The 12658-nt window shown below is 53.4% G+C and carries 13 protein-coding genes; 3 read left to right on the forward strand and 10 right to left on the reverse strand.

Annotated features, from left to right (window positions below):
• Window positions 1-2: 2 nt before the first annotated feature.
• The 5 genes from agp to EOS98_RS14035 all read right to left on the reverse strand — a co-directional run bounded on the left by agp (window position 3) and on the right by EOS98_RS14035 (window position 4790).
• Window positions 3-1244, reverse strand: a complete 1242-nt coding sequence (gene agp, locus EOS98_RS14015; RefSeq protein ID WP_000749193.1) for a bifunctional glucose-1-phosphatase/inositol phosphatase — start codon at window positions 1242-1244, stop codon at window positions 3-5.
• A gap of 132 nt (window positions 1245-1376) precedes the next feature.
• Window positions 1377-1883 carry a protein disulfide oxidoreductase gene (locus EOS98_RS14020; RefSeq protein WP_126524146.1) on the reverse strand — a complete coding sequence of 169 codons (507 nt, stop codon included), beginning with the start codon at window positions 1881-1883 and terminating at the stop codon, window positions 1377-1379.
• A complete protein-coding gene (locus EOS98_RS14025; protein ID WP_080232710.1) occupies window positions 1873-2496 on the reverse strand; it encodes a DsbA family protein in 624 nt (207 codons plus the stop codon). Before EOS98_RS14025 ends, EOS98_RS14020 begins: the two co-directional genes overlap by 11 nt.
• Window positions 2493-4379: a protein-disulfide reductase DsbD family protein gene (locus EOS98_RS14030; RefSeq protein ID WP_109187891.1), complete on the reverse strand. Its 1887-nt coding sequence runs from the start codon at window positions 4377-4379 to the stop codon at window positions 2493-2495. The genes EOS98_RS14025 and EOS98_RS14030 overlap by 4 nt, the downstream gene beginning before the upstream one ends.
• Window positions 4380-4427: 48 nt before the next feature.
• A complete protein-coding gene (locus EOS98_RS14035) occupies window positions 4428-4790 on the reverse strand; it encodes a copper resistance protein (protein WP_001118902.1) in 363 nt (120 codons plus the stop codon).
• Between the two features lie 235 nt (window positions 4791-5025).
• Between EOS98_RS14035 and cbpA the strand changes: the two genes are divergently transcribed.
• The 3 genes from cbpA (at window position 5026) to EOS98_RS14060 (ending at window position 7267) form a co-directional block, all read left to right on the forward strand.
• Complete coding sequence (cbpA, locus tag EOS98_RS14045; protein WP_000420603.1) at window positions 5026-5946, forward strand: curved DNA-binding protein; 921 nt, start codon at window positions 5026-5028, stop codon at window positions 5944-5946.
• Window positions 5946-6251, forward strand: a complete 306-nt coding sequence (gene cbpM, locus EOS98_RS14050) for a chaperone modulator CbpM (RefSeq protein WP_001284251.1) — start codon at window positions 5946-5948, stop codon at window positions 6249-6251. Before cbpA ends, cbpM begins: the two co-directional genes overlap by 1 nt.
• Before the next feature lie 653 nt (window positions 6252-6904).
• Window positions 6905-7267, forward strand: coding sequence for an anti-adapter protein IraM (locus EOS98_RS14060; RefSeq protein WP_001537781.1), 363 nt, complete (start codon window positions 6905-6907; stop codon window positions 7265-7267).
• 407 nt (window positions 7268-7674) lie between these two features.
• Here the strand turns inward: EOS98_RS14060 and EOS98_RS14065 are convergent, their stop codons facing one another.
• The 5 genes from EOS98_RS14065 to hpaH all read right to left on the reverse strand — a co-directional run bounded on the left by EOS98_RS14065 (window position 7675) and on the right by hpaH (window position 12587).
• On the reverse strand, window positions 7675-8613 hold the full coding sequence (locus tag EOS98_RS14065) for an MBL fold metallo-hydrolase (protein ID WP_000976561.1): 939 nt from the start codon (window positions 8611-8613) through the stop codon (window positions 7675-7677).
• Between the two features lie 13 nt (window positions 8614-8626).
• Window positions 8627-9523 (reverse strand): 4-hydroxyphenylacetate catabolism regulatory protein HpaA, encoded by an 897-nt coding sequence (gene hpaA, locus EOS98_RS14070; protein ID WP_000336602.1) that lies wholly within the window; start codon window positions 9521-9523, stop codon window positions 8627-8629.
• A gap of 9 nt (window positions 9524-9532) precedes the next feature.
• Window positions 9533-10909 (reverse strand): 4-hydroxyphenylacetate permease, encoded by a 1377-nt coding sequence (hpaX, locus tag EOS98_RS14075; protein WP_001285803.1) that lies wholly within the window; start codon window positions 10907-10909, stop codon window positions 9533-9535.
• 72 nt (window positions 10910-10981) lie between these two features.
• Window positions 10982-11773 carry a 4-hydroxy-2-oxoheptanedioate aldolase gene (gene hpaI / locus EOS98_RS14080; protein ID WP_000785082.1) on the reverse strand — a complete coding sequence of 264 codons (792 nt, stop codon included), beginning with the start codon at window positions 11771-11773 and terminating at the stop codon, window positions 10982-10984.
• A 10-nt stretch (window positions 11774-11783) separates the two neighbouring features.
• Window positions 11784-12587 (reverse strand): 2-oxo-hept-4-ene-1,7-dioate hydratase, encoded by an 804-nt coding sequence (gene hpaH / locus EOS98_RS14085; protein WP_000884795.1) that lies wholly within the window; start codon window positions 12585-12587, stop codon window positions 11784-11786.
• Between the last annotated feature and the right edge of the window lie 71 nt (window positions 12588-12658).

Raw genomic sequence — 12658 nt, forward strand, 5'->3', positions numbered from 1 at the left:
GGCTATTTTGCAGCAGTGTTCATGACGTTATCGAACTTATCCAGCGGACAGAAGCCGTTCGCATCCACCGGACATCCTTTCAGTTCCAGGGTTACCCTCTGCGCGGGCGATTTGAGCGTTAACGCTTCCGCGTTACGTAACTGCCGGGCGCTCTGGTAGACATACTCGATTTTCATCAAATCCCGGTTAGCGTTGCCGTCATGCCAGCGTTGGAAGACAAGCTGACCGCCAATCGGCGTTCTCTCATACTGGTCATGGAGCTGATAGGGTTTAAAATCCAGGGCCGTCAGCAGCGACGCGATATTGGAATCATGCCCCACCAGCACGGTAACCTTCGGCGCGCTAACGCGATCGGCAACCAGCACCTTATCGATATACTTCACCAGCGGCGCAGCGACATTGCGCGCCACCGTGGGTGAGGTAAACAGGCTGTCCTGATAGCCGTTTTTCAGTTTTGACAGCACCTTCCACTGCCGATCGGTGTGGATCCCGCCCCAGGCGACCTGATCCATCGGAAACCCTTCGTAATATTGCAGGGTAAACGCATCCACCAGCGAGTTCCCTACTTTAAGCGGCCCCTGCACGCCAGGCTCTTGCTGATAGTTCGCGCTGAAGGTATCTTTCGCATCGATTAGCGAACACTGATGCTTCTCTTTGCAGGACGGCGAGTCCTGATAATGCGTTATCTGCTCAAGCAGTTTATAACTCTCATCAAGATGTAACTGACTACGCGCCTTTTCCATCGCCTGTACGGCCTGTTGCCGGAACGCGGCGGAATCATCGGTAATCACCGGATTGAAGGTAGGGTCCATAGTGCCCATTTTTTCCTGATGATGAACAGGAATATCACAGCCGGGGAAAGCGCCGGTAATGAAAAATTGCGCGGTGGCGACGGTGCGCTGCAAACTATTCGCATAGGCATATACCGTGTCGGGCGCCGGACATTCTCCCGACGGTATCAGCCCCTGCGCGACCAGCCATTCACGTGTGTAGTGTCCCATATAGACTTCCAGCACGCCGCCTTTCGTCGTCAGTTCCCCGCCGGGAACGTCCCACGCCGGCCAGGCGTTCGGCGTCGACTGCGCCAGTACGCTGCCATTATTCGCCAGCGGCGCCCGCAGATTATGGCGGCTCATCATCAGCACCTGTTGTAATTGATAACCCTCCGGCGTTGTCTGCGCCTGTACGGCGGATGACAACAAAACAGCCCCTGCCACAGCAACAGCGAGTAATGATTTTTTCATCCCTATGACCTCTTGTTGTTATCAAATCGTTCTGAGTGTGACAGAAATGGATCATTTTTCCGGGAACGATTTCGCAAAACGGGGGTTTTTCTTACAGTAAACGCGTTAGCGCCGGGAAACCCCGGCGCATATTCAGAACGTTTTTGCCCACCACAGCCGAAGCTTCATGCCCCAATAGCTGGTCCAGCCGCTGGTGGTGAACACAACCCGACCTTGTGAAACCACCACCAGCGTTGGCGTCACGCTGATTTCCCATCCAGCGGATAAGGCGCCGTTAGCATCATTGATGACCGGGAAGTCAACGCCCTTGCGCGCCAGCCAGCGGGCAACCTCAGCGTCATCGCCGGAGCGGAGCGCAACGGTCATGACGTTTTCCCCTTCCGCCGCCAGGCGAGCGACCGCAGGCGTAGTAAAGCGGCATACCCCGCACCAGCTGGCCCAAAAATAGAGCAGTACGGGGCGTTCCTCGCTCAAGGTCGCCAGAGTTGTCGACTCTCCCGTCAGCGTATGTAACGGTGTCGCGGCAAACGCCGGAGGTGCCTGCGGCGCGCGCCAGACGTCCATGACCACCATTATCGCGATGAGGAGCGCCAGAAAAACCGCGGCTTCACGCAGCCAACGCCGCAGTTTACCCGGCATTGGCAGCCGCCAGTTTTTCTTTCACCACCGCTTCCAGCGTATCCCAGGGCACTGCGCCCGGAATCAGCTCGTCGCCAATGATCGTCGCTGGCGTTCCTTGCACGCCGACCAGCCTTGCCAACTGCAAATTAGTGCGTATCGTTTCCATGCTTTTTTCATCCAGAGTCACTGGCGTCGCCCCTGCTTTCTGCTGGGCCTGTTTAATACTGTCATCCGTATGGTAACCGCGCTTTTGCATAAGTTTTTCATGTAGCGCGAGGAACTGTTGCGGATGATCGCGCCAGGTGGTCAGTGCAATACGCGCCGCCAGTATGGAACTCTCTCCTTTAAATGGCAGCGGTTTAATAATGACCGCAACGTCAGGATATTTCTGCACAATCTTTTCCAGCATCGGATCGAGCTGTTTGCAGTACGGGCAGTTGTAATCCGTAAAGTTCACCAGCGTCAGCTTAGGGTGTTTAGCGCCTATCCGCGGGCTGGCAGGATCGTTAAACAACGCCGCATGGATCAGATTTTCAATCTGCTTTTCCTGATCCGGCGTAAAAGGAGCGGTTTCTTGTGCGATGCTCAGCGTCGAAAACAGCGCCAGCAGCAAAACAATCATGTATTTCATTGGGTTATTCCTTTCGCTTTTTTCAACATTTGTAATACCGCATCGCGGGTCAGCAAAGTGGGCAGTGCCTCCCCTTCCGGCAAGCCGGGGCCATATACCTGATTAAACGGCACGGCGACCTGGCCACGCGTTTTCAGAAAATCTGTAATGGCATCGGACGGCAGCGTCCAGTCTCCCCGCAGCGCCACAACATCCGGTTGTTGCAAGGCGGCCTGCACATCCTCTTTTTGCAGGACGTTGTATTTATTCACTTTACAGGTAATACACCAGTCCGCAGTGACATCGACAAATACCCGCTTATGCTGCGCCAGCGCCGACTGGATTGCCTGTTCACTCAACGGTTGCCACTGAACCGTGTCTTGCGCGCTCTTTGACGCAGTGAAGCCGAAATGCGGCAGGAGTAACGTCGCCAGCCAGATAGCCGATCCCAGCATCATCAGACCGAGGATCCTGCGCAGGACATTCATCCAACGCCCGGGGCGCGGTAAACGTAGCGCAAGCCCTGGTCGTATCGCGACCAGTAGCCACGGCGCGCTCATTCCCAGGCCAAGCGCAAGGAACAGCCCCCACAGCGTCGGCAGCGACGCCGTGAGCGCCACGGCGACCGCCGTGCCCAGAAACGGCGCGCTACAAGGCGTCGCCAGCAGCGTGGCGAATGCCCCCTGCCAGAAATGTCCCGACATACCGTTACCGCCGTAAGTGGCCAGTTTCGTGGTCATAGATGAGGGAAGCCTGAACTCAAAAAGCCCGAACAGGCTGGCGCTAAACAACAACATCACCAGCGCCATAAAACCAATAAACCATGCATTCTGGAACTGGACTCCCCAGGCCAGCGCATGGTTTGACAGGCGAAGGAGGGTCATAAACGCCGCCAGCGCCATAAATGACGCAATGATACCGGCGACCGAAGCCAAAAATTGTCGCCTGATGTGAGAGCGGCTTTTTTCCTCTACCAATAAAATAGAGCCAAGTTTCATGCCCAGAACCGGCAGTACGCAGGGCATTAAATTAAGAATCAGTCCGCCGATCAGCGCCATCATTACAACTTGCCAGAAAGGTAGCGCCGCATTGTCCGGCGTTTGCGCTGGCGCAGCGCCAATGGTTTGCGTGCTCTCCTGGGCGATAGCGCCATCGGCTAACACGAGGGTCAGCGATTTGTTGCGCAAATCGGGCGCCTTTTCGCCCCAACTGTCCGTCACCGGCACCGTCGCCTGTAACCTGTCGCCCTCTACGCGCAGGCGAGGCTTCGCAAAATCGACGTCATCTATGGTGTCAAGATAGAGCCCGGGCGATGACCAGCCCGCCGCTCGCGTAGCAGTGACCACCAGTTCTCCCGGGCGATAGCCGACGTCAAGCGAGTCCGTTAGTCCACTGCGGAGCGGAACTTTACCCATCGCCCGCGCATAGTCATGGGCAAAATCGGCATTCTGCACAGTAGGCGTCACGGAAAAGGGGTAATCGGTCAACAGACAAACATTGCTGCAGGTTGATAACGTCAACACGCCGCTCAAGGTCGCCGGCGGCGTACCGCGCACGATCATCGGAAAGGTCACCTCGTCGTGATATCCCTGGGTGGTGATATTCGCCACATCAAAGCGCGAGGGGGTTGGCCAGAACCAGCTTACCTCAGGCATGTCGCCTTTCCAGGCGATAGAGGGTGCCACGCCCCCTTCCCCCGGCGCGCGCCAGTAGGTTTTCCAGCCGTTTTCCAGTTTGACATCCAGCAACAGCCGGGTCTCACCGTTAGCGGACGTATCGGCACGTAGCCGTATGCTGGCATGGTCGTTATCGGGCGAACGCAGCCAGCCGCTTTCCGCCGCCCAGGAGACGGGCAGCCAAAGCCATAACAGGCAGAACAGTATCCGCCTGAACAAAATCATCATATTTTTTCTCCGTGAATGAGTAATTAACCGTTAGCAATAACCGGTCTGTCATTCACGGAAGACACAAAATCGTAGATGTACCCGTAATGTGGGCGGCGAAATAGCCCGTGGAGGCGAAAACGGCAGGCGCATGACCCGGACAGGCGCCAGTAAGGAAAGCAGTAGACAAAGCGCAAGGATAGCGCCTTCAAAGAGTACCGGAGGCGCCGCCAGCAGCGACTTGGCGCTTAATTCGCAGGGGGTGACCGGCGAGCCGTCATCTGTCGAGGAGGGAGCGCTGACCACCGCAGCAGAGGCCGTCGCCTGCATCTGCAAGGCGTGCAGGCCCGCCATGCGTTGCGCGGTACAAACCATTACCACGACACATGCAAGGCAAAGAAACCACCAGCCCATCCGTTGTTGTTTCGCCATTGCGCCCTCACTGTTTAACGCGAGTTATCTTAGCCACTGGCGCGGTTTTGGCAACCTTTCCCCTGTAAAGTTATGTCGGCGCGCTGCGCAACCTTCTGATAGTCGAACAACGTAATTTATTCTTACTAATGATATAACTGGTGTTTTCATACGCACTTTTCAGGTTTACCCTACACTTAGTGGAGAAACCTTTTTGGGGTCCCTTCTGTATGTATTGATTTAGCGAGATGATGCTATGGAACTTAAGGATTATTACGCCATTATGGGCGTGAAACCGACGGACGATCTCAAGACGATTAAGACCGCCTATCGCCGACTGGCCCGCAAGTACCATCCAGATGTCAGCAAAGAACCCGATGCCGAAGCCCGTTTCAAAGAGGTTGCTGAAGCATGGGAAGTGCTGAGTGATGAGCAACGGCGCGCCGAGTATGACCAGTTATGGCAACACCGTAACGATCCACAATTTAATCGCCAGTTCCAGCAACACGAAGGCCAGCCGTATAACGCCGAAGATTTTGATGATATTTTCTCGTCTATTTTTGGTCAGCACGGTCGTCATTCGCACCACCGCCACGCCGCACGCGGTCATGATATCGAAATTGAAGTGGCGGTATTCCTGGAAGAAACGCTGGAAGAGCACCAGCGTACGATTAGCTATTCCGTCCCCGTTTATAACGCGTTCGGCCTGGTGGAGCGGGAAATTCCCAAAACATTGAATGTGAAAATCCCGGCTGGCGTCAGCAACGGGCAACGAATCAGACTGAAAGGCCAGGGCACGCCGGGGGAAAACGGCGGACCTAATGGCGATTTATGGCTCGTTATCCATATTGCCCCGCATCCGCTCTTTGATATCGTCAATCAGGATCTGGAAGTCGTCCTTCCGCTTGCCCCATGGGAGGCGGCGCTCGGCGCTAAGGTGTCTGTGCCAACGCTTAAAGAGCGTATTTTGCTAACCATTCCCCCCGGCAGCCAGGCAGGTCAGCGGCTGCGTATCAAAGGAAAAGGATTAGCCAGTAAAAAGCACACTGGCGATCTCTATGCCATCATCAAAATCGTTATGCCGCCGAAACCTGACGAGAAGACAGCTGCCCTGTGGCAACAACTGGCGGACGCGCAGTCGTCCTTTGACCCACGCCAGCAATGGGGGAAAGCATAATGGCTAACATCACTGTCACCTTTACCATCACCGAATTTTGTTTGCACACCGGCGTGACGGAAGAGGAGCTAAACGAAATCGTCGGACTTGGCGTAATTGAGCCTTACGAAGACGATAACGCCGACTGGCAATTCGACGATCGCGCAGCGAGCGTGGTACAACGCGCGCTACGCTTACGCGAGGAGCTGGCGCTCGACTGGCCTGGGATCGCGGTCGCGTTAACGCTGCTGGAAGAGAATTCACGGCTGCGCGAAGAAAACCGGTTACTGCTGCAACGCCTTTCTCGCTTTATCTCGCATCCCTAATCCACGATAAAGGCAATAAACCGAGGGTGGGCTTTCTGCCCACCCCGGATTTACATGCACCCGGTATAATACCAGAATGCCTCTGACATACTTCCCCCAACGGAAGAAATATAGCCTTTCACCGCGCACAACCCGATCAACGAACCGCCAATGTCAGCCATTAATGCGCCATTGCGAAGATCATCGTTTAAATAAAGACCAGCCACACGTTCACATTTTTTAGATACGTCGGTTATTTTTACACGTTAGCGATCATTTATTGCCTGAAGAATATATTCTTTCACTGTTTTGTACTCTCTGGTTGATACGCACCTTCTCCCTGTCAATGCCGGGTAAAATGTACCGCTACGCTTACAGGTTGCGGTATTTATAAATAAGAAATACAACAGTCACTTACAGTTTAATAATTGAGCGTTATAACATCCACTGCCGCCCAATATTTACACCACGCCTAAAATACAAAAATGTAATAGAATGTAAACAAAATAAGAGCATAAAATAAATAACTTATTAAAAAATCAATATAAATAGAGTGGTCAATAAAAAACGATCGTTTTCAACGAGTTATGTTTCTCAGATTTTCATCTATCCTGAATAGGCTTGCGGAAAATGTAATTTACACCATTGACTATTTCACTTAAAAGGTTTCTGTAATGGAATGGAAGGTCGTTGATACAGTTATAAGTCCCTCTACCGGAGTGTCGTTCTCATGCATACATAGCCTAAAAAATCTTAGATTGACCTTATGGTATCAGGCAGATGTTTACATGCCTCCAGGTAGCATTATCATCCCCTTTAATAAGGGGGTCTTAATAAACGATAAACTTTATCCCGTTACTGTTTACAACGTTACCAGGTTTAATCCTGTTCTATGGAAATCGCTTAAAGAAAATAGCCACTGTCCTGGTAACTGCAATCCTAAACCAGAAGCCTGCAGTTATCCTTTCGAGTGTCTGGTATCCGTTTGTCCATTTGGTTTAACCAGAAATATTCAAATAGATAATAAGAAAGTTTAGGAAATAAAGTATGCATTAGCCATACTACTGATTAAGTGTATTCGCGCACGTTTGCAGTATTTTGCAGTTAAATATGTTTGATATAAAAATTGTACAGTTCGGATGTTTTTTGATTCGTTTAATCTAACCTTCACTTTGGCAACGAGGAGCCGGTACAGAGGATATTACTGATGGCCGGCAGACAAAGAAACGCATTGCTTTTAACACTGTATAAATTCCATCCGTGACATTCTTATTTCGTAATATTTCACCAGAGCAATCATCTTACCTTTATTGTGCATAAAAATCAGCAAGTAGTGTTTAGAAAAAATAATGTTTTAGACAAAAGCTCTGCGCGTCATGCTGATCGCCAAAAGCATAACGGGCTGACATCATGTCAGCCCGTGGGTTTACCCCTGCCCTGATACTTACGGTACGCTTATCGTCATATTGTCATGACCGACAATGACAGGGCCCGGGTAATTTTTCATGGCTTCCTGTTGCCAGACGTCATCCGCAACCGTCGCAGGCACCAGATGACTTAACACCAGTTTTTTCACGTGGGCCTCGCGAGCAATCTTACCGACATCTTCAATCGTGGTGTGATGCGACGCAATCGCTTCAGCCAGCGTTTTTCCGTTGCCAATACTATTAGCCAGTTTTGCTACCGAGGGGACATGTACCGCCTCATGTACCAGGATATCCGCCCCCTGGGCAAATGTTGCAAGCGGCGGAAACCAGGACGTATCGCCAGAGAAGACGATTCGCTTACCCTGGGTATCAAAACGGTAAGCAAACGCTTCACCGTCCGGGAAAGGGGAATGAGGCACTTTCAGCGCGCTTATTGTGACCAGTTCATCTTTATAGATGACGCCCTGGCCAATATCGGTCGCCTTAACCAGGTTGCGCGGATCGGGTTTCCCCTCTTCTTCCATGCGTAACGTGATATCCCTGTCAAAGACCTTCCAGCTAGCCTTCGTCATCGCCTGGGTTCCCGGCGGGCCATACACCTGTATGGTATGGTCTTTCAGACCACTTGCCCAGGCATTCATCAGCAAGGAAGGATAATCCAGTATGTGGTCGCTGTGCAGATGGGTGAGCAAAATAGTATTGATGTTGCGCAGTGGAATGCCGTTTTTCACCAGTTGCAGACTGGCGCCGTAGCCGGCATCTATCAGCCATATTTTATCGCCGATAGTGAGCGCCGTCGCTTGCGGTAGTCTGGCTGTATTGAGCAAAGAAGGCCCGCCTTTGGTGCCCAGTAAAACAATGTTGATCTCTTGAGGCGCAGGAGTACCGGCAGCAATGGCAAGGTGGCTTTGCGCCAGCATACAAACCGCCAGCATAGCGACGCTTTTTTTCATCATGTTTTTACTCTTCTTAGTTGAGAAAAGAGGGAACTTCACGTTGGCGAAACTGCGAAGGAGAACAGCCCGCAAGGCGATTAAAGAAACGGGCGAAATAAGCCGGATCTTTAAAACCTAATTGCCAGGCGATCTCGTTGACAGCATTGTCGGAAAAAAGCAGCAGTCGTTTCGCCTCGCGTAATTGCCGATCAAAAATCAGGCGTTTAGGCGGGCGATTAGCAAAACGTCGGCAAATATCGGTCAAACGAGATTCGGTAATATGCAACTCGCAGGCATAATCGGGCACCGTCCAGTGCTGATGGAAGTGGTTGTCAATTAACAGGGTAAAGCGCTGAAAAAGTTTCAGTTCACCGCGCATCCCGGTTGCGGCGTGATCGTCCAGCTTCGCATTACGCAACAGCAAGGTAAATACCGCCTGCGCCAGTAGCACCAGGGTATGTTCGCAGCCAGCCAGTTGTTCCGTGGACTCCCGCTCAATTAGCTGCCAGTAATGTTTGAGCGCCGCCAGCTCGTTGGGTTTATCCGCCAGCGACAGACAGATTCCCGGCAGGCCGAAGGCCTCTCTGGTGCCGGGATAAAGCACTTCCAGCAGCGGCCAAACCAGCTCTTCGCGTACCGTCAGAACATGACCATCGCTATCCGATTCGGTAATAAAAGCATGCGGCACCGAGGGCGGCGTAAGCACAAATAGCGGCGCCTGCACCGAATAGCGATGATCGTCGAGCTGTAGCTCAATCTGCCCAGTATCAAGAAAGTGCATTTGAAAAAACTGGTCGTGGCGATGCGCCTGCATATCACGACCAAAGAAATCCGCCATACGAGCAAACGACTGATAATGCACATCGTTACTGCCCATGCTTTCGTCATACTCTTTGCTGATATCAATATTGGCGATCGCACGTTGGCACATAGTTTCTCCTCAAGGGGTGGCGCGCGGACGCGATGCTTTCATGGGAATGAGCCAGATAATGGCGGCGCCGACGACTAACAGAGAAGCGACAAACCAGAGTCCGCTATTGAAGCTACCGGTGATATCTTTTAGCCAGCCAATCATAAATGGGCTGAGTGCGGAGCCAATATTGCCGGTGGCATTGATGACCGCAATGCCTATCGCCCTGGCGCGTAAACTGATCGACTGATCCGGCGTGGTCCAGAAGATCGCCATCGCGCTAAAGGAACCCGTGGATGCCATCACGATCCCCAGGAGCTGGATCAAGTTATGGTCGGTCGCCGACGCCAGCAGCCAGCCCGCGGCGGCAAACAGGAACGGCAACGCCGTGTGATGTTTACGCTCCTGATGTTTGTCCGAATGGCGGCTCCAGTAAATCATGCCCAGAATAGTACAAATCTGCGGGATCGCCGCCAGCAGGCCGATGGTGATATTGCTGCTGCCTTCATTAAAACTTTTCAGGATTTGCGGCGTCCAGATACTAATGGCGCTAAGCGTATTGGTAAGGCAAAAATAGGCCAGCGTATACATCAGTACAATTGGCGTGAATACTTCGCGCCACAGACTACGCTGCTGCATGGCGTTATGGCTGATGGCCCCCTCCGGCTGAACCAGCGTCAGGCGGTCATTATCCATCATCTCCTGCAAACATTTTTTATCCTCTGCCGTCAGCCATTTGGCTTTTGCCGGGGTATCATCCAGGTAAAACCAGACCATAATGCCTAACAAAACTGACGGAAATCCTTCCAGCAGGAATAACCACTGCCATCCATGCAGATTGAATATGCCGTCCAGCGATAAAATATAGCCGGAGACAATCGACCCCAACGCGGTAGTGGCCGGCATGGCAATCATAAATAATGCGTTGGCGCGGGCGCGGAAAAATGCCGGGAACCAGTAGGTTAAATAGAGCAATATTCCTGGCAAAAAGCCCGCTTCGGTAATGCCCACCAGCATTCGCAGCACATACAGGCTTTTCGGTCCCACCGCGAACATCGTGGCGGTAGATGCAATGCCCCATAGCACCATAATGGTCGCAATCCAGCGGCGGGCGCCGACGATGCTCAACATCACGTTGCTGGGAATGCCGAAAATGACGTAGGTGGCGTAAAACAGCGTCGTGGCAAGGCCAAACATGGTGGCGCTTAACCCCAGATCCTGCCCCATCGTCAACCCGGCAAAACCGATGTTGATACGGTCTAAAAACGAGAAGATAAACAACACGAATAAAAATACGATCAGTCGGCGGAACAGTTTATTTATGACGGTTTGTTGACCCGTGCTGAGCGCGTTGTGCGAACTGACAGACTCGGGGCTTTCCGGAAGTGCAGATGATGTGTCGCTCATTTTTTTTCCTCTGATGGGAATTTTTGTAGGGTACTACGGTTGCCCGGTAGCGCTACGCTTACCGGGCCAGGCTTAATAGACGCCGGACGCACCGGACAGTTTTTTTTCTGCGCCAAAGCGCGCCGCCAGCGCCTCCGCGCCGCGCGCCAGCAGCGTGGTGTCAACGCCGACGGCGACAAATAGCGCCCCCAGTTCCAGATAACGTTTCGCCAGTGCTTCATTGGCCATCAGAATCCCCGGCGCTTTCCCCGCCGCGCGTATCTGCACGATGGCGTTCTCAATCGCCGCCTGCACTTCCGGGTGCTGCGGATTGCCGGCAAAGCCCATATCGGCGCTGAGGTCCGCCGGACCAATAAACACGCCGTCAATGCCATCCACGTCGAGAATTGACGCCAGATTGCTCATCGCCTCACGCGTTTCAATCTGCACCAGTACGCACATGGCGTCGTTGGCCTGGTGGAGATAGTCCGGGATGCGATTCCAGCGCGATGCCCGCGCCAGCGCACTGCCCACGCCGCGAATACCGGCAGGCGGATAACGCGTAGCCGCCACGGCGTTTCGCGCTTCATCGGCATTCTGCACCATCGGTATCAGCAGCGTTTGCGCGCCGACGTCGAGCAGTTGCTTAATCTGTACCGGATCGTTCCATGACGGACGCACCACCGGCTGGCTGGGATAAGGCGCAATCGCCTGCAACTGGGTCAACACCGTCTGCACGTTGTTTGGCGCGTGTTCACCGTCAATCAGTAGCCAGTCGAAGCCGGCGCCCGCTAACAGTTCAGCGCTGTAACTGTTGGCAAGCCCCAGCCACAAACCGATTTGCGGACGCCCCGCTTTTAACGTGTCTTTGAAAGCATTTTTCATCGTTTTTTCCTTACACAAACCGGCAACTGATCGCGCCCATGTTGCCGTAGTCGACATGGAAGGTGTCGCCCTTGCGCGCCGGCACCGGGCGGGTGAACGAGCCGCCGAGGATGATCTGCCCGGCTTCAAGCTGGACATCGTAGGGGGCAAGCTTGTTCGCCAGCCACGCCACGCCGTTGGCCGGATGATTCAGCACGCCTGCGGCGACGCCGGTTTCTTCGATCACGCCGTTGCGATAGAGCAGCGCGGAAATCCAGCGCAGATCCAGCTCGTCTGGTTTGATGGGACGACCACCGAGGATCACCCCGGCGTTGGCGGCGTTGTCGGAAATGGTGTCGAACACTTTGCGCGGGCGCTGGGTTTCCGGGTCGATGTTGTGGCTGCGGGCGTCAATCAGTTCTAGCGCCGGAATCACATAATCCGTGGCATTGTAGACGTCGAACAGCGTGCAGTGAGGGCCGCGCAGCGGTTTCGCCAGCACGAACGCCAGCTCCACTTCAATACGCGGGACGATAAAACGGTCGGTGGGAATATCGCCGCCGTCATGGAAGAACATATCGTCAAGCAGCGCGCCGTAATCCGGTTCGCTGATTTGCGAACTGGCCTGCATCGCTTTTGAGGTCAGGCCGATTTTGTGGCCTTTGAGCGTGCGCCCTTCGGCAATTTTGATATTGACCCATTCGCGCTGTACGGCATAGGCATCTTCAATAGTGATGTTGGGATAATCCAGCGACACTGCGCGAATCTGTTCACGCTGTTTTTCAGCCTGATTAAGTCGCTGGGCGATCAGGGTATGGGTCTGTTTATCGAGCATAGTTGCTTCCTGTTACGTCATTCGGTGCTGCTGCGCCGGGTAGCGACGCGGGTGCGTCTTACCCGGCCTAC

Source organism: Salmonella sp. SSDFZ69, from assembly GCF_004010755.1.
Taxonomy (GTDB): Bacteria; Pseudomonadota; Gammaproteobacteria; order Enterobacterales; family Enterobacteriaceae; genus Salmonella; species Salmonella enterica.

Bases quoted from the DNA above. Each gene is read 5' to 3' on its own strand.
- hpaA (WP_000336602.1), bottom strand. From the start codon at position 9,523: ATGTGCCAACGTGCGATCGCCAATATTGATATCAGCAAAGAGTATGAC.
- hpaX (WP_001285803.1), bottom strand. From the start codon at position 10,909: ATGAGCGACACATCATCTGCACTTCCGGAAAGCCCCGAGTCTGTCAGT.
- EOS98_RS14035 (WP_001118902.1), bottom strand. From the start codon at position 4,790: ATGGCGAAACAACAACGGATGGGCTGGTGGTTTCTTTGCCTTGCATGT.
- hpaH (WP_000884795.1), bottom strand. From the start codon at position 12,587: ATGCTCGATAAACAGACCCATACCCTGATCGCCCAGCGACTTAATCAG.
- hpaI (WP_000785082.1), bottom strand. From the start codon at position 11,773: ATGAAAAATGCTTTCAAAGACACGTTAAAAGCGGGGCGTCCGCAAATC.
- EOS98_RS14060 (WP_001537781.1), top strand. From the start codon at position 6,905: ATGGAATGGAAGGTCGTTGATACAGTTATAAGTCCCTCTACCGGAGTG.
- EOS98_RS14025 (WP_080232710.1), bottom strand. From the start codon at position 2,496: ATGAAATACATGATTGTTTTGCTGCTGGCGCTGTTTTCGACGCTGAGC.
- EOS98_RS14020 (WP_126524146.1), bottom strand. From the start codon at position 1,883: ATGCCGGGTAAACTGCGGCGTTGGCTGCGTGAAGCCGCGGTTTTTCTG.
- cbpM (WP_001284251.1), top strand. From the start codon at position 5,946: ATGGCTAACATCACTGTCACCTTTACCATCACCGAATTTTGTTTGCAC.
- EOS98_RS14030 (WP_109187891.1), bottom strand. From the start codon at position 4,379: ATGATGATTTTGTTCAGGCGGATACTGTTCTGCCTGTTATGGCTTTGG.
- cbpA (WP_000420603.1), top strand. From the start codon at position 5,026: ATGGAACTTAAGGATTATTACGCCATTATGGGCGTGAAACCGACGGAC.
- EOS98_RS14065 (WP_000976561.1), bottom strand. From the start codon at position 8,613: ATGATGAAAAAAAGCGTCGCTATGCTGGCGGTTTGTATGCTGGCGCAA.
- agp (WP_000749193.1), bottom strand. From the start codon at position 1,244: ATGAAAAAATCATTACTCGCTGTTGCTGTGGCAGGGGCTGTTTTGTTG.